Here is an 18,951-nt window from a genome sequence, read left to right as displayed (position 1 = left end):
GCGGGCTCCTATTCGCGACCCAAATCGCGGTGTTGGACGTTGGCTGTCACGTTGTCCAGTGCTCCGAGTCGGCGGGCAATTTCTTCACTGACGGCCACTGAACGATGCTTGCCGCCCGTGCAACCGATTGCGATGGTCGCATAATGCTTATTCTCGGTGCGGTACCCGTCGATCACGGGTGTCAAAGAGTCTACGTACAAGTCCACGAATCTTTTCGCTCCGTCGTTGCCCAGGACGAATTGGCGCACGGGCTCGTCTTGCCCGGTGTGCGGCCTCAAATCGGGTATCCAATGGGGGTTAGGGATGAAGCGGACGTCAGCAACGAAATTCGCGTCAGCGGGAACACCGTATTTGAATCCGAAACTCATGACCGTGATGTTGACGACCGATGGTCCTTCCATCGAATACGTCTGTGAGATCACGTGGGAGAGCTCGTGGACGTTGTAGCCTGTTGTATCCAGCACGACGTCCGCACGCTTCTTCAGATCCGAGAGCAAGTCACGTTCGGCCTGGATACCGTCCAGAATGCGTCCATTTCCTTGCAGCGGGTGCGGACGGCGTTGTGCCTCGTATCGGGCGATAATGGCCGCGTCCGAAGCGTCCAGGAACAGCATGGTGAATTCCACCGGCGCATTTTGCAGCACGTCCAGAGCTTCTTTGAAATCCGCGAAGAGAGCCTTGCCGCGAATATCGATGATGACGGCCAGTTTGGGCATCGACTGCGGAGCACGAGCAACGAGATCCACGAGTGGCCCCAGCAAGTTCGGCGGAATATTGTCCACGACGTACCAACCCGCGTCTTCGAGGGTGTGGGCCGCCGTTGAACGACCAGCGCCAGAGATACCGGTAATGACAAGCATTTCCGTCTGCTCAGGCTTCTCAGGCGTCAAGTCCTCAGGATTGAACGATGGATTCTCTTGGGTCACTGGAGAGCTCCCGGAGTCGCGACGAATCAAAAATGCCCGCTCGTGGGTGCGCTCGAACACGCCCCCAAGCGAAGCGAGGTACGAGTCCAGACTACCCGGATGCCTCGCCATTTTCCCCGGATTCACCGGAATCTGTGGACAAGTGGTCGCTTATTTTCTCGGCGAGCTTGGGGCCCACCCCTTTGACCCGCGTCAGGTCCTCGGCAGTGGCTTCCCGTATCGCTTTGAGCGACCCGAATTCCGCAATCAGAGCTTCTCGTTTTGACTTGCCTAGGCCTTCGACCCCGTCCAAGGCAGAGACAAGCATGGCCTTGCCGCGTTTGGTGCGGTGGAACGTGATGGCAAAACGGTGGGCTTCGTCGCGAAGTCTTTGCAGCAAGAACAACCCGTGAGAAGACCTCGGCAAGATCACCGGGAATTCGTCCTCCGGAACCCAAATCTCCTCGAGTCTTTTGGCCAGCCCTACGACGTAGACATCGGTGATCCCAAGATCATCGAGGGCCTGCTGGGCCGCGGCCACCTGCGGCGGTCCGCCGTCGACAACCACCAGATTGGGCGGGTACGCAAACTTCGCCGGCTCTTTCTCGGTCGAGATGTCCACCTCGCCCGAAGCCTGAGGCGAATGCCGACGCGCTTCCTGATCCGCAAGGTGCCGCTTGAAACGTCGCGATATGACATCGTACATCGAGGCCGTATCGTCTCGTGCGGCATCTCCGCGAATCGAGAATTTCCGGTAATCCGATTTGCGAGGAAGGCCGTCTTCGAAAACCACCATCGAAGCCACGACATTGGTGCCCTGGACGTGCGAGATGTCGTAGCACTCGATACGCATGAGCGGATCGGGCAGGTCGAGTGCTTCCTGCAACTCCTGCAACGACGCACTGCGTGTGGTGAGGTCTCCGGCCCGCCGGGACTTGTGCAAGGTCAGTGCTTGCTTCGCGTTGTCCGCCACGGTCCCCATCAACTGGACACGCTCTCCGCGTTGGGGCACCGAGATGGTCACTTTGCTTCCTCTGAGGCCGGACAACCACTCCTGAAGTTGCTCGGCGTTTTCCGGCATGACCGGGACTAGGACATTCCGGGGAATTTCGTTGAGATTGAGCTCCGCGTCGTCCGGCGCACTCGCCATGGTCACGGCCGACTCGCCGTAGACCTGTTGCAGCAGCTGTTCAACCATTTCGGGAGCTGACAGGTCTTCGACTCTCTCCACAATCCACCCGCGCTGACCCCGGATTCGGCCGCCGCGGACGTGGAAAACCTGGGCTGCGGCTTCGAGCTCGTCCTCGTGGAACGCAAACAGGTCAGCATCCACGGAATCGGACAGCACGACGGCGTTTCGTTCGAAGGCCTTGCGAAGCGCTTCGATGTCGTCCCGCAATTTCGCAGCGTGCTCAAACTCCATGTTTTCCGCGGATTTCTGCATGTCCGCGGCGAGTTTCTTGATGTATTTCTCGGAATCCCCCGCCATGAATTTGCACAACTGGTCCGCCAAATCCTTGTGGTCTTCTTCGCTGATGCGACCGACGCAAGGGGCCGAACACTTATCGATGTAACCTAACAAGCAGGGCCTGTCCGCAAGCTCGGCTCGTTTGAAAACGGCTCGGGTGCAGGTTCGGACGGGAAATACCCTCAGCAATGAGTCCAAGGTCTCTCGGATTGCCCAGGCCTGTGAAAACGGGCCGAAGTATCGCGTGCCCTTTTTCTTGGACCCGCGCATAACTTGGGCACGGGGAAAACGGTCCCCCATGGAGACGGCGAGATAAGGATAGGATTTGTCGTCCCGGTACATGATGTTGAATCGCGGCGTGTACTGCTTGATCCACGTGTACTCCAGCTGGAGCGATTCCATTTCGGAACCGACAACAGTCCACTCGACACTCTCCCCGGTATGCACCATGGCATAGGTCTTGGGCGGGAGCTGTTGGGGACGTTGGAAATAGGAGTTCAGGCGGTTCCGTAAATTTTTGGCCTTTCCGACGTAAATCACGCGTCCGAACTCGTCCCGGAAGCGATACACACCCGGTTGGGTCGGGATCTCGCCCGAGGCAGGCCTATAATTTGCCGGGTTTGCCATCTACTCTATTTCCTCCTTCTCCTCCACTCAGTCGGTGGTTCCCGCGTCCTTCTCGAGCGACGGCGATGTGTTGTACTCGTTCTTGCGGGATTGTCCGGAGAGCTGGGCGATATGGTCCATGATGATGTCCGTTGTTTCGCGTCGTTGCTTGCCCGTCTGCTGATCTCCGAGCTTGTCGAAGTACAAGGGCTTTCCCACGCGAACGGTGAATCGGACCGGACGGATCATCCGAGATCCCGAGGGCTGCAGCTTGTCCGTGCCGATGAGCCCTACCGGGACCACGGGCGCTCCGGTTTTGTGGGCGAGCCAAGCCACCCCGATCCGTCCGCGGTACAGAAACCCGTCCCTGGAGCGTGTTCCCTCGGGGTAGATTCCGAAAACCTGTCCCTGGTCCAGACGCTCCAGACCTTTTTCCAGTGCTTTGAGTCGCCCTGTCTGATCCGATCGGTTCACTGGAATGATGTCTATCAATTCGAACAGTGCCTTCATGGCTTTTCCCCTGATACCCGGCGAATTGACATATTCTGCCTTGGCCAGAAAGGCTACTCTGCGTGGCATCAATGCGGATATGATCACGCTGTCCAAAAACGCTTTGTGGTTCGAGGCCACAATCACCGGACCGGATTTCGGAAAATCCTCGAGCCCTGTCACTCGGGCCCTGAACCCGATCTTCATTAACCCGGTGACGGTGGTTTGTGCCAAGTGGTACAGCTTCACGGATTGCTCCCCTCACAAAGAATCGTCGAGATTACTGTACCCGTTTCCACGACGATGCACGGTCGTCGAAATGATGTGCCGATGCGAGCTGGTTCACTATGCGTGGACCAGCGCTTCGAGGCCGGTTTCTTGGGCAATGGCCGCCCGCAATTGCGCGGCGTCGTCCACCACAGTGATGGCACCCGCGCTGGCTAGTTCATCGTCGGATGCGAATCCCCAGGAAACGCCGATGCACGGAATCCCGTGGGACGTTGCCCCCGCGACGTCGTATTCACGGTCTCCGATCATGACCGCTCGCTCCGGGTCTGTCTTGCCGTACTCGGGATTTTGCTCAACACGCTGGTCGAGTAGAAGAAAGGCCCGGTCGATGACCCCAGCCTTGTCGGAAGGAAGATGCATCGTGGCTGGTTTGAGCTCGTCGCGGGCTCCCGAGACCACGTCGAAGTACCGAGCGATGTCAAAGTCGTCCAACAGCTTCTCGGTAGTAGGAAGGGGCTTTTGGGTCGCAACGCCGATCGCCGCAGGGAGCCGGGACAGGTCTTGAAGCAACTCCAGCATTCCGGGATACAGTTTGGAAGAGACCCGAGCTCGCTCCAAGTAGCCTCCTCGGTAGGTCGCAAGGATTTCCCGGTGATATTTTTCCGGAATGTCCGTGTACCTGCCCAACGACTGCTCAGTCGACGGCCCCACGAATTTGCGGAGGATCTCCGGGGCAGGCCGTTCGAAACCGTGAGCAGCGATCGCATCGGATAGACCTTCCGTGATCGCACCCGCCGGATCGAGCAGTGTTCCGTCCAAGTCGAAGAGGACTGTGGCAGTCGCACGCGTACTCATCGCTCACCCAGAATTTCGGCCAGGAAATAGCCTGTATGGCTGTTTTCGATACCGGCCACTTGCTCCGGTGTCCCTTCCGCAACGACCTGTCCCCCACCGGATCCACCCTCCGGACCCATGTCCACGATCCAATCTGCAGACTTGATGACATCCAAATTGTGTTCGATCGTCAGAACCGTATTGCCCTTCTCGACCAGCCCTTGGAGAACATGAAGTAGCTTGCTGATGTCCTCGAAGTGCAGGCCGGTGGTCGGTTCGTCGAGCACGTAGATCGTGCGCCCGTTCGAACGCTTCTGAAGTTCTGAGGCCAATTTGACGCGCTGCGCCTCGCCACCGGAGAGCGTCGGTGCAGGCTGTCCGAGCCGAATGTACCCAAGCCCCACGTCGACGAGAGTATTCAAGTGACGGGCGATGGGAGTGAAGGCCGAGAAGAATTCCGCGGCTTCTTCGACGGGCATGTCCAGGACGTCCGCGATGGTCTTGCCCTTGTACCGGATCTCCAAGGTTTCCCGGTTGTAGCGGGCTCCGTGACAGACTTCGCACGGCACAAAAACATCCGGCAGGAAGTTCATCTCGATCTTCAGTGTCCCGTCGCCGTGACAGGCCTCGCAACGGCCGCCTTTGACGTTAAACGAGAATCGCCCGGGAAGATAACCCCTGACTTTCGCTTCATTCGTCTCGGCGAACAGCTTTCGGATGTGATCGAACACGCCGGTGTACGTTGCAGCGTTGGAGCGCGGCATACGGCCGATAGGGCTCTGGTCCACATGAACGATCTTGTCCAGGTATTCCAACCCCTCGACACGCTGGTGTCGGCCCGGAACCTGCTTCGCTCCGTTGAGCTGATTGGCCAGGGATGTGTAGAGAATGTCGTTGACGAGGGTCGATTTTCCCGAACCGGAGACGCCGGTAATGGCTGTGAACACCCCGAGCGGAAATGAGACGTCGATCCCCCGGAGGTTGTTCTCCTTGGCTCCGACGACCTTGATCATACGTTTCTTGTCGATTTTCCTGCGCTTGGTTGGCAGCAGTATTTCACGACGTCGGTCGAGGTATGCACCCGTCAATGACCGTTGATTCGACAGCAACTCCTCGTAGGGGCCCGAGTGGACGATCTCCCCGCCGTGCTCCCCGGCCCCGGGGCCGACGTCGACGACCCAGTCGGATTCCTTGATCGTGTCCTCGTCATGTTCGACGACGATCAGGGTGTTGCCGAGGTCTCTCAATTTGGTCAGGGTTTCGATCAGACGCCGGTTGTCCCGCTGGTGAAGGCCAATAGACGGTTCGTCGAGTACGTACAGCACACCCACCAGTCCTGAACCTATTTGTGTCGCCAGGCGTATGCGCTGAGCTTCACCGCCCGAAAGGGTGGCCGCTGCACGCTCCAGATTCAGGTAGTCGAGGCCCACGTCCAAGAGGAATTGAAGACGCGCGTGTATCTCCTTGAGCACCTGGTCGGCGATTTTCGTCTCTCGTTCGGTCAGCTCGAGTCCCTGCATGAACTTTTGTGCGTCGGTCATGGACATGGACGTGACCTCGGAAATTGAGGCGCCACCGACCGTGACGGCCAGCATGGTCGGGTTGAGCCGTGCCCCGTTGCAGGCTGGGCAAGCGACCTGCCGCATGTACTGCTCATAGCGGTCCTTGGCCCAGTCCGACTCAGTTTCTTCGTGCTTGCGCTTGATGTAGGCGTACACGCCTTCAAATCCGGAGGTATATCGGCGTTCACGACCGAACCTGTTCCGGTAGGAGACCTCGACCTTGAAGTCCTTGCCGTCCAAGACGGCGTTGCGCGCCTTCTTGGAGAGGTCTTTCCACGGCGTGTTGAGGTCGAAACCGACTTCCTTGCCCAAACCGGCAAGGAGCCGAAGCCAGTACTCCGTGGTGGACTTGCCTTGGGACCAAGCGGCGATGGCGCCCTCGCCCAGGCTCTTCTCTGGGTCAGGTATGACCAGGCCCTCATCGACTTCGAGGCGAGACCCGATGCCGTCGCACTCAGAACACGCACCGAATGGGCTGTTGAATGAGAATGCCCTGGGCTCGATCTCCGTGGTCTCGATCGGATGTTCGTTGGGGCAGGCAAGATTCTCGCTGAAAGTTCTTTGGCTGTCCTCTGATTCGTCGTCGACGAAGTCCACGACCACGCGCCCGTCCGCGAGGCCGAGGGCGGTCTCGATCGAATCCGTCAGCCGTTGGTGGATTGATTCCTTGATGACCAAGCGATCCACCACCACAGAGATCGTGTGCTTGTACTGCTTCTTGAGTTTGGGGGCTTCGGAGAGCTGAACCTGCTCACCGTCGATGATGGCTCGCGAATAACCCTGTTGGGTCAAGGAAGTGAAGAGATCGGCGAACTCGCCCTTGCGCGAGCGAACCATCGGTGCAAGAACTTGCACACGAGTCCGCTCGGGATAGGCCATCAACTGGTCGACGATCGCCTGCGGGGTCTGCTTCTCGATGGGCTCACCGCAGATCGGGCAATGCGGATGACCGATCCGAGCCCACAAGAGGCGCATGTAGTCGTAGATCTCGGTGATCGTTCCGACCGTGGACCGCGGATTCTTGGACGTGGATTTCTGATCGATGGACACTGCCGGCGACAGGCCTTCGATGAAGTCCACGTCAGGCTTGTCGACCTGTCCCAAAAACATTCGCGCATAGGCTGAGAGGGACTCCACGTATCGACGTTGCCCTTCGGCGAAAATGGTGTCGAAAGCCAGGGACGATTTCCCCGAGCCCGAAAGTCCGGTGAACACGATCATTGCGTTACGCGGGATATCCAGATCCACATTCTTGAGGTTGTTCTCCCGGGCGCCCTTCACAAGGATACGGGTGAGGTCTTGTGGGGTACCGGGTTCGTGTCCCTGAATGTGCTGCGTGGTCATGAACTGCCTGTCTGCGTGGTTGCTAACGATCGGGAGTCCGCATCCGAACGCGGGCCCTTCCATTCGAAGATTTATTCTAACGAACCTGTGACTTTTCGGGGGCGGAATCGGCCCAGGGTGAACGTCACCCTCGCGCGGGTTGCGCGCGAGAGCCGGATACGACCTACACTCGAGAGCATGATGGCAATCGCTACCGAAAAGATCGATCTGAGTGACGTCACCATCCGTTATATCAGCGTCTCCGAGATGGACAACAAGGTCTACCTGGTGACCTGCAAGCAAACGGGTACTCAGCTCCTGATCGATGCGGCGGATGACCCCGACGCAATATCACGGCTCGTGGCCGCCGGCGCTCACGACGTCGACGCCGAGTGTGCCTGCTGCGGAAACGTGCAGTTGATCGTCACCACCCACTCGCACTGGGACCACGTCCGGGCCCTGCCCGAGATCAAGTCTCGGTCCGAGGCACTGACCGCATGTGGAGCCGAGGACGAGTCCGACATCAACGTGCCGATGGACATTACGTTCGAAGACGGTGACACCGCCGATCTGGAGGGGTTCTCGTTGGATGTGATCGGACTGTCAGGGCACACACCAGGCTCCATAGCATTGGCTTACACTCCGGAGGAAGGTCCCACCTACATCTTCACCGGTGATTCCTTGTTCCCCGGCGGCGTCGGAAAGACGGGTTCCCCCGGAGCATTCGAATCGCTCCTCCACGACGTGACGACCAAAATTTTCGACGTCTACGATGACGAGACCGTGATCCTGCCCGGCCACGGCGATTCGACCACTCTGGGAGCCGAACGGCCTCACCTAGAGGAATGGGCCGAACGCGGCTGGTAGTACAACCTATCCATGAGTGAGACCTCCGTTCCGGTCAAGGCGTAGACTTCCCGGCGCGGGGGTCTGTCACATGTGGAGGAGCCAGGTCAGAAGAGCCCCTGCATGTTCCCGGCGTCGTCGAATCCGATGCGTTCCGCAGCGGGGTGGTTCGAAAGCCCCGGCATAGTCCGCATGGTTCCGCAGATGGCGTAGACATAACCCGCACCTGCGGCGAGGCGAACTTCCCTCACCGGAAGCCTCCAACCGCTAGGGGCGCCTTTGAGCCCCGGATCGGAAGAAATCGACAGGTGCGTCTTGGCGATGACGACGGGAAGATCGCCGAAACCCAGTTTTTCGTATCGGCCGAGCTGTTTTGCCGCGGCCGCACTCAGGTCTACACCGTCGGCGCCATAGATATTTGTGGCCACTTTCTCGATCTTGTCAAGGATGGGTTCATTCACGTCGTAGGTGAACTGCAGCTCTCCCGGTTCCTCGCAGGCCCGGACGACCGAGTCAGCAAGGTCCGTGGCCCCGGCTCCTCCCAAGGCAACACCCTGGTGAATGGCGGCCTCCGCGCCGGCTTCCCGGGCTATATCGCGGATGACCTGATGTTCGGAATCGTGATCCGTGGGGAAAGCGTTAATGGCCACCACGGGCGAGACCCCGAAGGACCGCACAATATCCAGGTGCTTGCGAAGATTCGGAGCTCCGGCAAGAACGTCCTCCGGGCTCTCCTCCAGCATCTCTGCCGGCAGCGGTCGGCCAGGCACGATGTTGTAACGGCCGGAATGGGACTTGAGCGACCGCACGGTGACCACCAGCACCGCCGCATCCGGCCGAAGGCCGCTGGTGCGGCACTTGACGTTGAAGAATCGTTCCGCTCCCATGTCAGCGCCAAAGCCGGCTTCGGTAATAACGTAATCCGAATGTTCCAGGCCCACGTAGTCCGCCAGGATCGATGAGTTCCCCGTCGCGATGTTCCCGAACGGCCCCGCATGAATCAGGGCAGGACTGTGCTCCAGTGTCTGCATGAGGTTCGGTTTGATCGCATCGGCCAGTATCACAGCCATCGCACCATCCGCTTTGAGGTCTCGAGCAGTAACGGGCTCGCCATCGTGATTGAAACCGACGACGATTCGGGCCAAGCGGTCTTGAAGGTCGTCGATTCCCTTGGCCAATGACAGAATAACCATGACCTCGCTGGCCGAGGTGATGTCGAAGCCCGTCTGCCGGGTCACTCCGTCCGCCCGTTCCCCGAGCCCGATGACGACCTTGCGCAGCGCCCGGTCGTTGACGTCGAGGACCCGACGCCACGTAATGGTTCGCTCGTCGATGTGAAGGTCGTTGCCAAAGTGCAAGTGGTTGTCCAGGATGGCCGCAAGCATATTGTGGGCCGCTGTCACCGCGTGGAAATCCCCGGTCAGGTGGAGGTTGAGTTTCTCCATCGGAACGATTTGGGAATATCCGCCGCCGGCAGCACCGCCTTTGATTCCGAAGGTCGGGCCCATCGATGGCTGACGGAGGGCAAGCATCGCGTTTCGTCCGGTGGCGGACATCCCCTGAGCCAGCGAAACGCTGGTGGCGGTTTTCCCCTCACCGAGCGGCGTGGGGGTAACCGCCGTCACGACCACGTATTTCCCCCGCCGCCGACTTGCGTCCGGCGTCGAATCGAGCTCGATTTTGGCAACGTGCTTGCCATAGGGTTCGAGTCGGTCTTCTGGGATTCCCGCGCGTGCGGCAACGTCCGCGATGGGTTCAAGTGTAGCGGCCTGGGCGATCTCGAGGTCGGTGGGAAAGGCTTCGCTCATGCGTGACTCCTGGTTTCGTGGATGACGGCATTCATTATCCCGCGGCAGAACCGGAACTGACGAAGTTTTCCACACCGCATGTCCTGGCGGCCTTAGACCTCCTTAGGGCCCGGTATCATGGCGAGCAATGAAACTTCTCGAAGCCCTGGACCCTCGATTCGCCGAACCGGACCACCACTATTTCCGCGGGGACTACGCCTCGAACCCTCTGAGCCACGAAGAGATCTACGAAGGCTTCTCCGAGTGGATTGCGTCGCGGGACATGGAGCTTTACCCGGCGCAGGAGGAAGCAGTTCTTGAGATTGCCGGAGGAGCGAATGTCATCCTCGCGACTCCGACGGGATCCGGCAAATCGACGGTCGCGGTTGCTGCCCACTTTGCCGGTCTGGCGCAGGGTCAGCGTTCTTACTACACCGCTCCGATCAAGGCGCTGGTTTCTGAGAAGTTCTTTGACCTGTGCGCGATCTTCGGCGCGGAAAACGTCGGCATGATCACCGGCGACTCTTCCGTCAATGCGCAGGCCCCGATCGTGTGCTGCACAGCAGAGATACTGGCCAATGTTGTGCTGCGCGAAGGCGACGGAGCCGACGTGACACAGGTGATCATGGACGAGTTCCACTTCTATTCCGATCCACAACGCGGGTGGGCTTGGCAAGTCCCTCTCCTTGAACTTCCTCAGGCCCAGTTCCTCCTGATGAGCGCTACCCTCGGGGACGTCTCCCGATTCGAGCGCGAGCTCTCGGACCTGACGGGCCGCGAAACCGCTTATGTCACCAGCTCGGAGAGGCCGATTCCTCTTCATTATTACTATTCCGAAGAACCGGTCCATGAGGCGATCGAGGAATTGGTCGCCACGGGGCAGGCGCCCGTCTACGTGGTTCACTTCTCCCAGCTGCAGGCAATGGACCAAGCCCAGGCGCTCATGAGCCTCAATATTCTCAGCAAAGACGAGAAAGAGCGGATCTCCGAGTCGATTGCAGGTTTCCGGTTCTCCTCCGGGTTCGGCAAGGTCCTCAACAAAATGGTCCGCCACGGCGTCGGCGTGCACCATGCGGGCATGCTGCCCAAATATCGCAGACTCGTCGAACAGCTCGCCCAGACCGGTCTCCTCAAGGTCATCTGCGGCACCGATACACTGGGCGTCGGCATCAACGTTCCGATCCGCACCGTGTTGATCACGGCCCTATCGAAGTTCGACGGAGAACGAACACGCCGCCTCAAGGCTCGTGAATTCCATCAGATCGCCGGTCGCGCGGGTCGCGCCGGATATGACACGGCCGGCACCGTGGTCGTACAGGCGCCCGAGCACGACATCGAAAACGCCAAGATCACGGAAAAGGCCAGGCAGAAATTCGACGGTGATGAAAAGAAGATCGCGCAATCGACTCGAGGGAAGAAGAAAAAGGCACCCCAGGGTTTTGTGGCCTGGTCCCGGAAGACCTTCGATCAGCTCGTGCAAGCTGTTCCCGAGCCGTTGACCTCGACCTTTACCGTGACTCACTCGATGCTTCTGAATCTTCTCGAGCGTCCTGGTGACCCGTTCGCTGCGGCCAGGAAACTGTTGACCGAGAACCATGAGCCCAGACCCCGCCAGCTTCAATTGATCCGGAAGGCACTGGGGATCTATCGCGAGCTCTTGGCTGCGGGAGTCGTCGAACGGCTGGATCAACCCGATCAAGACGGCCGAACCGTCCGGTTGACGGTCCAGCTCCAAGAGAACTTCGCACTGAACCAGCCGCTGTCCCCCTTCGCTCTCGCAGCTCTCTCGCTTCTCGACAAGGAAGACCCCAATTACGCCCTTGACGCGGTATCCGTGATCGAAGCGACCCTCGAGAAACCCCGCCAGGTGCTCAACGCCCAAGAGAAGAAGACCCGTGGGGAAGCTATAGCCGCGATGAAGGCCGAGGGTCTGGACTACACCGAGCGGATGAACGCGGTGGACAACATCACATATCCGCAGCCGCTCGCCGAAATGTTGGAGGAAGCCTTCGAAACGTATCGTTCCGGTGCACCGTGGATTGCCGAATTCGAGTTGGCACCCAAGTCGATCGTTAGGGACATGTACGAACGGGCGATGGGTTTCGGCGATTACGTGCAGTATTACCAGCTGTCACGGTCCGAAGGTATCCTCCTCAGATATCTCTCCGATGCCTACCGTGCTCTGCGCCAGACGGTTCCGGTCTCGGCTCTTACCGAAGAGCTCGAGGACCTCGTCTCGTGGCTCGGCGAATTGATCCGACAGACCGACAATTCCCTGATCGACGAGTGGGAGAAGATGACCTCGGGCGAGGACGTCGAACCCACGCAGGATTCCCTCGAAGATTTGGTAGCCGAGTCCGCGCCCAAGCTGACCGACAACAAGCGGGCTTTCACGATCATGATCCGCAACGCGATGTTCCGGCGGGTCGAACTGTTCGCTGAGGAAAAGGAAAAGCTCCTCGGAGAACTGGATGCCGACCATGGTTGGGATGCGAACCGCTGGGCGGATGCGATGGATGAGTACTTCGACGAGTACGACGACATCTTCACCGACGCCGAAGCCCGTTCGCCACGCCACCTGACCCTGGACACGTCCGACCCAGAGGTTTGGACGGTACGGCAGGTCTTTTCCGATCCCCAGGACAACTTCGACTTCGGTATCACCGCGAAGGTCGACCTCTTGTCCTCGGATGACGTCGGGGCACCAGTGATCCGCGTTGACCACGTGGGAGCTCTGAAGGATGCGCCTCGGGACTGAATCCGTGGATCTAGAATGGGGCCATGTCTCATCCCGGAACTTCCCCCGTCCCTCACTCCTCCGGCCCGACCCACCGCATTGGTGATCTGGAGCTGACCGAACATCGCTTCTGCGTCCCGTTGACGCACGCTTGGTCATGGGGGCACGAGACCGAGTACAGCGACGTGGATCATCACGGCTTCGATGGTCTGTCGATCGATCTCTTCGCCCGCGTCGTGACGCATCGTGGTGCCGAGAGTTTTGGCGAGCCGGAGGCGCGCCCGTATTTGGTCTATCTCCAGGGCGGCCCCGGCATGGCCTCACCGCGGCCCATGACGGACTCCGGTTGGGTCCGGCACATGGCGAAGGCGTATCGGGTGGTCCTCCTGGACCAGCGCGGCACGGGTCTTTCCACCCCGATCTCGGCGGGCGGCCTGGCTCGTCTTGGCTCCCCCGAAAAACAGGCCGCCTACCTCGAGCACTTCCGGGCGGACTCGATCGTGGCCGACGCCGAATGCGTGCGGGCGACCTTGACAGCGAATGAGTCGGAAAAACGGTGGGCCAGCCTCGGACAGAGTTTCGGCGGATTCATCACGTTGACGTATTTGTCCTACGCGCCAAATTCGCTCCTTCATTCATGGATGACCGCCGGACTGGCACCCATCAACAGTTCACCCGCAGAGACGTACCGCTCGACTTTCGACCGCGTGGCAGAGCGGAATGCCCAATACTACGAGTGGTACCCCGAGGACCGGGCCCGCGGCGTGAGGATCGCGTCCTTCCTCGAGGCCCACGACGTCCGGTTGGCCTCCGGTGAGCGTCTCACGGCTCACCGGTTTCAAATGCTCGGTCATCACCTCGGTGGAAATTCGCGCGTCCACGGCTTGCATTACCTTCTCGAGTCGGCCTTCTCAGAAGGACCGGAACGACTCTCGGAGAGATTCTTGACCGACGTCGGAAACGCCGTGTCCTTTGCGGGCCAGCCGTTGTATGCACTCATGCATGAAGCAATATATTGTGACGGGCCAGGGGTGTCCAGCGACTGGTCGGCGGACCGGGTCCGCTCCTCCCGCCCGGATTATTCCGAAGAAGCCGATCCGCTGCTCTTCACAGGAGAGATGATTCATCCCTGGTACTTCGTCGAAGATCCTGCCCTTTCGCCCGTGAGTGAAGCGGCAGAGTTGTTGGCCCGCAAGAGTGATTGGGGAAACCTGTACGACATGGACCAGTTCGCTCGCAATACCGTGCCGGTAGCCGCCAGCGCCTACCGGCACGACGTCTATGTGGACTTCGACCATGCGATGGAAACGGCGTCGAGCGTTGCGAATCTGCGCACGTGGACATCGAATTCAATGCACCACGATGCGCTCGGGCACAATACGGAAGAGGTTTTGGCCAATTTGGGCCGCATTCTCGTGGAGGAGGGTGCGCTCGAAGAAAGCCCTGTTCCATTCACCGATCGCAAGACCGTCTGAGAGTTCTCAACAGGACGTCACCACACGATTTGTCGGCTCGTATTTCTTGGAGTCATCCCGTAAATGCAATCTGACAGCTAGGCTAGTAACTGACACGACCCACGGTCACACGGCGTGACCGGACGGAAAGACTCGGGAGGTTATCGTGAGCGGCACGATCACACTTATCGGAAAAACGTGGGCCAACACCCGCCCCCTGAAGGTCACGACGCGACCGGTCACGGCCGAGGACTCGGACGGCCTCGCCAAGCTCTTTTTCACCTCGTACGACGACCAGGACGTCATCGGCAGCCAAGCCGAGGCCCTGGAAATCATCCATAAGGTTTTCGCCGGGGAATACGGCAACCTCATCGAATCCGCTTCACCGGTGGTCGTCGACGACTCGGGCCGACTCGTGGCCGCTGCCCTGGTACTGGATTCCCGGGTCGGCAACGACGTCCCGAATGCCCCGTACGTGTTCGAATTGTTCACGGCCGCCTCGCGCCGGCGCGAAGGGTTTGCGGAACAGCTGCTGCGCATCGCAATCGATGAACTCTATCGTCAAGGACACGAAGAAGTTGCACTGCGCATTGCGGAAGACAATTCTGCCGCTCTGGCCCTGTACCTCACGCTGGACTTCAAGCGGTGGGTCCCGGAGGATGACTCCGAGCTCTAGCATCGTGTGAGCCGACGGGCCGGACTAGATCAGTCGGGAAACCGGCTCTGTCAGTTCCGGCCCGTTGTTCGCAACCGAGCCCACCTCCCGGCCGACTTCGGTCAGCACCCACTCCGCCGCGACGTCGTAGGCATTGTCCCGGAGCCGCGCCACTGCCTCCTGGGGAGCGTGGACACCACGCAACCAGGTCGTCAATTCGTCCTCCTCCCCCGTGTATCGCAAGGGTATGGGGAGACGGTCGTGAAGACGGCTCAGTTCAGCCAACGTTTGGTTGTCCCGGATCTGGGCGTCATCAGGCGAGGAGGTGGTGAGAATGGTGGTCGAGAGAAGCCATTGCCCCTCGTTCTCCCCCGACGGGATCTTCCACCACTCGTAGAGTCCGGCGAAGTAGATGCTGTCCTTCGGGTTCTCCGGGTGGACAAAGTACGGCGTTTTGGTCGTCTTGCCTTTGGACGAGCCATCATCAACATGTGTTTTGGCCCATTCGTAGTACCCGTTGGCGGGGACAGCGCATCGTTGAGCCTTGACGGCGTGGCGGAAAGTCGGTTTTTCGACCACGGTCTCCGAACGGGCGTTGAATGCTCGCGACGAGAAAGACTCGTCCTTGGCCCACCGCGGCAGGAGACCCCAACGAGCCGAATGGAGTTCACGGGTCCAAGACCCCTGGTCCTGGTGATCGACCAGTATCGGCACGGTCTGCGTCGGTGCCACGTTGTAGTTTCCCACGGCTTCGGTCAGTTCCACGCCGCCCAGCAGGTCGCCTACGGCTCTCGCAATCACGTATCGTCCGCACATCGCCTATTCCACTCCTCGTACTCGTCAAACACCGCATCTTCGACATCATCCCACTGAACTTCGGGCACGGTCATCGACAGGGCTCCGACCGTTTGCGGATCCATGGGGATTCCGAGGGCTTGATATACCTCGTCGAGGACCGAGCGCAATGGTTCCGGTCGCCTGATGACGATTCCCGCCGAGAACCACCACCCGCCGGCGACTACCCGTTGCGCGGTGCCAATCAATTTGACTCGCTCTCCGCTCGCGAGGACCCCGTGAACGCTAAATTCCCCCGCGCAATACTCGCCCGTCAGCTCACCGATTCCGGCTCTCACCCCGAGGCCTTCGAGAGCGCGCACGTAGAGGCCGCCAAAGTCCCGGTACCGCCTCTTGTTCCCGCTCGTCGCATCGGCGTCATGAGCGAGGTGGTCCACGATCATGCAATCCTCGTGGTATGCCGCGGCACGTCCCCCAACCTTCCGTACCCATGGGGTGAAACCATGTTTTTCGCAGGCGGACAGTGCCTCATCGAAGCCGGGATTGAGTTCGTCCCGTCGGCCGAAACCAACGACGCGGTTCGGTCGCGAGATCCGGAGGAGAGATTCTTCCTGCCCCGCAGCAATCCGACGCAATCGGCTCAAAGTTGACTCGTAGTCCTCGACGACGGAATCGAGGTGACGTTCAAACAGCATGTTCTGCTCCGCTCTGGAATCCGACTCTACGAGGTTACCGTTTTCCGATGACGTCTTCGTTGCCGGGAATCGGGATGGGTCCGATACTCTTGGTTCTGCTATATCTCCAGGTCAGGAGCGTATCCTCGTGGCATCTTCGTCCGCACCCCCTTCACATCGCGTCACCGTGATGTCCGCGCTGCGCAGCCCGCGCCGCGGCATCACCGAAGTTCTCGCGGGCGTCGTCACTTCCTTGGCGCTTATCCCGGAAGCGACCGCATTCGCGATTGTCACCGGCTTGGATCCACGCACCGGACTCTTCGGCGCCGTGATCATCGCACTCGTGACCTCAGTGTTGGGCGGCCGCCCGGCTATGGTGTCGGCGGCTGCGGGCTCGGTGGCCCTGGTCGCTGCCCCGCTCATCATGAGCCACGGCCTCCAGTACTACCTGACGGCTGTCATCATGTCGGGGGTCTTCCAGATTCTCTTGGCCGCATTGGGCGCGGCCAAGTTGATGCGTTTCATCCCGCGGTCCGTGATGAAGGGGTTCGTCAATGCCCTGGCTATCCTCATCTTCAGCTCACAGTTGCCCGAGCTGATGGGGGTCCCTTGGCTCGTGTTTCCTCTTGTGGCTCTGGGACTCCTGATCGTCTTCGTCCTCCCCCGGTTGACCACCGTGGTGCCTGCTCCACTGGTTGCCATCGTGGCGGTCACGGGGGCCGCTCTCCTTGCGGGAGGCGGCGTCCCGACCGTCGGGCAGAAAGGGGCCCTCCCCGATGCATTGCCTACCCTTGGCTTGCCCGACGTCTCCTGGACCGTCGATACGTTCACCACAGTGGCCCCCGTGGCCTTCGCCATGGCGGTCGTCGGCCTGATCGAATCATTGTTGACGGCTAAGCTCGTCGACGATCTGACGGATACGCATTCGTACAAGACGCGAGAGTCGTGGGCCCTCGGTGTCGCGAACGTGATCTCAGGGATGTTCGGATGCTCGGCCGGGTGCGCGATGATCGGCCAGACCATGATCAACGTGAAAGCGGGCGCGCGTACACGGCTCTCCTCCACTGTCGCAGCGTTGTCCGTGCTTGTTCTGATCCTGAGCCTCCATGGGGTTCTGGCGATCATTCCGATGGCCGCGCTCGTTGCCGTGATGATCTACGTTGCTTTCACGACCTTCGATTGGCATTCGATCAGCCCGCGTTTGCTCAAACGAATGCCCCTCGCGGAAACCCTGATCATGATCCTCACGGTCCTGGTGACGGTACTGACCAACAATTTGGCTCTCGGCGTCGGTGTGGGCGTCATCGCCGCAATGATCGCTTTTGCTCGACGAGTCGCGCACGTTGTGAACGTGGATCGGACGCTCATGTCCAACGCTGAGGGAAGACCCGTGAGTGTGAGGTACACGATCCACGGGACGCTGTTCTTCGCGTCATCGAACGATCTCTACTACTCGTTCCGATATGCGGACGATCCGCAGGAGATCGTCCTGGACTTCGGTGACGCCCAGATATGGGATGCTTCCACGGTGGCCGCGGTCGATTCGATAACCCACCGCTACGAAAGAGACGGGCATGAGGTCCAGGTGGTTGGCCTGGACCCCACGTCCGCGCACCTACATGGACGGCTGAGCGGCAATCTCTGACCGTGGTTGCGGCTTGTTCTAGGAGACCTCGGCACCTTTGTAGAAGGCTGCGGTGCGTTCGGCCTGCGCGCGGGCGGTCTCCTCATCCGTTCCGGCTTTGACCTGTGCCTGTTCCCAGGCTTTCGACGTCGCGTCGATGAAGCGGTGGCCTTGCTCGGACCCTTCGAGTTCACTCATCCGCTGACGGACTGTGGCGGCGCGGCCGTTGAGGAATGCGTGAAGAGCAAGGAAGGCGCCGTCCCAGCCGACGCCGGTCGCACCGGCACCGTATTTGTCCCAGTGATCATTGGCGGCAACACGGTGTCTCAGGGTCAGTGAGGAGCCGGCCGCGGTTTGAGTGATGGAGATCTGCAATTCCCCGACCTCGCCGCCGTTTTCCCACGTCAATTGAAGCAGTCGCGGAGGATCGAAGATTTGGATTGTTCCTTCGGTCCCCGTTTTCTCGGTCTTGAACCGACGATCTTCCTTCGAGGTCAGGTTTACCGGCTCAAGCCAGACGGCTAGGTTCTCCGGTTCCGTCAGCGCCGCCCAGACTTCTTGGGGAGGGTTGGTGAAGGTTTGTTCCACCACGATGACGTGGTGGTTTTCCTTGTTGCCGACCTGTCGGTAGACACGTTCTAGTTGCAACTCCGCCGGGTGCTGGGGCTTGGTCGACCGAGCGAAGGGATCCTTGCGCTCCTCGGCCTGCTCGTCCTGGGGTTCCGAAACAGGTGCTGCGGTATGTGCCACGGTGAGACTCCTAACCTCGATGTGCTTCCCTTCGAGAATACGGCGCGATGGCGCTCATCGCGACTCCGACGCTGGGCCGTATTAGGGGTCGCCGCAGGCGCCCAGGCGACGACGGCACACGGAAGCCATAGATCTCAAGCTGTCGATCGCCCGCGGAGCGGTTATCGGCCGAAAAGGGGAATTAACCCCGACTTCGAACGGTCACCGCTTCCGC

The 18,951-nt window shown here is 59.9% G+C and carries 14 protein-coding genes; 5 read left to right on the top strand and 9 right to left on the bottom strand.

Features of this window, described 5'->3' with window-relative positions:
* Nucleotides 1–8 precede the first annotated feature (8 nt).
* The 5 genes from rapZ to uvrA all read right to left on the bottom strand — a co-directional run bounded on the left by rapZ (nt 9) and on the right by uvrA (nt 7,436).
* Complete coding sequence (gene rapZ / locus EWV35_RS04385) at nt 9–926, bottom strand: RNase adapter RapZ (protein ID WP_394342432.1); 918 nt, start codon at nt 924–926, stop codon at nt 9–11.
* Nucleotides 927–1,017: 91 nt separating this feature from the next.
* Nucleotides 1,018–3,000 carry an excinuclease ABC subunit UvrC gene (gene uvrC / locus EWV35_RS04380; protein WP_129658532.1) on the bottom strand — a complete coding sequence of 661 codons (1,983 nt, stop codon included), beginning with the start codon at nt 2,998–3,000 and terminating at the stop codon, nt 1,018–1,020.
* 27 nt (nt 3,001–3,027) lie between these two features.
* Nucleotides 3,028–3,675: a lysophospholipid acyltransferase family protein gene (locus tag EWV35_RS04375; protein ID WP_129659515.1), complete on the bottom strand. Its 648-nt coding sequence runs from the start codon at nt 3,673–3,675 to the stop codon at nt 3,028–3,030.
* A 138-nt stretch (nt 3,676–3,813) separates the two neighbouring features.
* On the bottom strand, nt 3,814–4,551 hold the full coding sequence (locus EWV35_RS04370) for an HAD hydrolase-like protein (protein WP_129658530.1): 738 nt from the start codon (nt 4,549–4,551) through the stop codon (nt 3,814–3,816).
* Entirely contained in the window at nt 4,548–7,436 is a 2,889-nt protein-coding gene (uvrA, locus tag EWV35_RS04365; RefSeq protein WP_129658528.1) for an excinuclease ABC subunit UvrA, read from the bottom strand. Before uvrA ends, EWV35_RS04370 begins: the two co-directional genes overlap by 4 nt.
* Nucleotides 7,437–7,613: 177 nt before the next feature.
* Between uvrA and EWV35_RS04360 the strand changes: the two genes are divergently transcribed.
* Nucleotides 7,614–8,282, top strand: coding sequence for an MBL fold metallo-hydrolase (locus tag EWV35_RS04360; RefSeq protein ID WP_129658526.1), 669 nt, complete (start codon nt 7,614–7,616; stop codon nt 8,280–8,282).
* An 86-nt stretch (nt 8,283–8,368) separates the two neighbouring features.
* On the opposite strand, the gene EWV35_RS04355 is transcribed toward EWV35_RS04360, so the two are convergent.
* Nucleotides 8,369–10,069: a formate--tetrahydrofolate ligase gene (locus EWV35_RS04355; protein ID WP_129658524.1), complete on the bottom strand. Its 1,701-nt coding sequence runs from the start codon at nt 10,067–10,069 to the stop codon at nt 8,369–8,371.
* A gap of 127 nt (nt 10,070–10,196) precedes the next feature.
* Here EWV35_RS04355 and EWV35_RS04350 point away from each other — a divergent pair, with 127 nt between their 5' ends.
* From EWV35_RS04350 to EWV35_RS04340, 3 genes are all read left to right on the top strand, one after another.
* Nucleotides 10,197–12,806, top strand: a complete 2,610-nt coding sequence (locus EWV35_RS04350; protein WP_129658522.1) for a DEAD/DEAH box helicase — start codon at nt 10,197–10,199, stop codon at nt 12,804–12,806.
* Between the two features lie 23 nt (nt 12,807–12,829).
* Nucleotides 12,830–14,260, top strand: a complete 1,431-nt coding sequence (locus tag EWV35_RS04345) for an alpha/beta fold hydrolase (protein WP_129658520.1) — start codon at nt 12,830–12,832, stop codon at nt 14,258–14,260.
* Between the two features lie 145 nt (nt 14,261–14,405).
* A complete protein-coding gene (locus tag EWV35_RS04340; RefSeq protein ID WP_129658517.1) occupies nt 14,406–14,915 on the top strand; it encodes a GNAT family N-acetyltransferase in 510 nt (169 codons plus the stop codon).
* Between the two features lie 24 nt (nt 14,916–14,939).
* Here EWV35_RS04340 and EWV35_RS04335 read toward each other — a convergent pair whose 3' ends face one another.
* The gene (locus tag EWV35_RS04335; RefSeq protein ID WP_129658515.1) at nt 14,940–15,710 is read right to left on the bottom strand and encodes an SOS response-associated peptidase; all 771 of its coding nucleotides are present in this window, start codon (nt 15,708–15,710) and stop codon (nt 14,940–14,942) included.
* Nucleotides 15,692–16,384, bottom strand: a complete 693-nt coding sequence (locus EWV35_RS04330) for a lipoyl protein ligase domain-containing protein (protein ID WP_129658513.1) — start codon at nt 16,382–16,384, stop codon at nt 15,692–15,694. The genes EWV35_RS04335 and EWV35_RS04330 overlap by 19 nt, the downstream gene beginning before the upstream one ends.
* 169 nt (nt 16,385–16,553) lie before the next feature.
* On the opposite strand from EWV35_RS04330, the gene EWV35_RS04325 reads away from it, so the two are divergent.
* The gene (locus EWV35_RS04325) at nt 16,554–18,008 is read left to right on the top strand and encodes a SulP family inorganic anion transporter (protein WP_129659512.1); all 1,455 of its coding nucleotides are present in this window, start codon (nt 16,554–16,556) and stop codon (nt 18,006–18,008) included.
* An 18-nt stretch (nt 18,009–18,026) separates the two neighbouring features.
* On the opposite strand, the gene EWV35_RS04320 is transcribed toward EWV35_RS04325, so the two are convergent.
* The gene (locus tag EWV35_RS04320) at nt 18,027–18,737 is read right to left on the bottom strand and encodes an SRPBCC domain-containing protein (RefSeq protein ID WP_165168335.1); all 711 of its coding nucleotides are present in this window, start codon (nt 18,735–18,737) and stop codon (nt 18,027–18,029) included.
* Between the last annotated feature and the right edge of the window lie 214 nt (nt 18,738–18,951).

It is taken from the genome of Rothia uropygialis, assembly GCF_004137765.1.
GTDB lineage: Bacteria > Actinomycetota > Actinomycetes > Actinomycetales > Micrococcaceae > Rothia.
This window is presented reverse-complemented; position numbering and strand designations above follow the sequence as displayed.